1 protein-coding gene is annotated in these 551 nt (G+C 43.0%); it reads right to left on the bottom strand.

Going from position 1 to position 551, the window contains the following annotated elements; all coding sequences use genetic code 11:
• Positions 1-215: 215 nt before the first annotated feature.
• Positions 216-551 (bottom strand): glycoside hydrolase family 95-like protein (locus ABD732_RS18630; protein WP_344786321.1); only part of this gene is annotated, 336 nt, incomplete at its 5' end.

Genomic DNA, 551 nt, shown 5'->3' with positions numbered 1-551 from the left:
ACACTTTATCAGATTGTGTGGCAACATCTATAGCTATTGATAAATGTTGGTATCAACTTAGGAAAGTTACAGCATTACGATTTTCTTCCAGTAAGCAAACTAGATTCCTTGGGGCACTTCGACAAGCGAGGTATCCGAATAGCTTACTCCGAATTAAGCCAGAGGCCCGTCCTTTCGAGACTATTTGATGTAATAACTACTTGTATCCTCTGGAGTTAAAACTCTACTTCGAAGCTTTGTCCTCTTTCAAGATCTATATCCATTTCTGATCCGTCATAAAACACCAAAATTCTACCGCTCTTCCCGGCATGAATTCTACAGGTTTTTAGTTCTCCAGCCTCCCAAGTCATATCTATTGTATAATTCCCTCTGGCTTTTAGTCCATTCACACGGCCATTCTCCCAAGCTTTAGGGAGTGCAGGTAGCAAGCGGATGAGGCCTGTCTCATGGGACTGCACAAGCATCTCAGCGACTCCGGCAGTATAACCGAAATTCCCGTCGATCTGAAATGGTGGGTGACCATCAAATAAATTAGGGTAGAGTGATTGTGA

Origin of the sequence: Gordonia caeni (assembly GCF_039537105.1) — a bacterium.
Classification (GTDB): Bacteria; Actinomycetota; Actinomycetes; order Mycobacteriales; family Mycobacteriaceae; genus Gordonia; species Gordonia caeni.
Note: the sequence above shows the minus strand (reverse complement) of the source record. Positions and strands in the feature narration are given on the sequence as shown.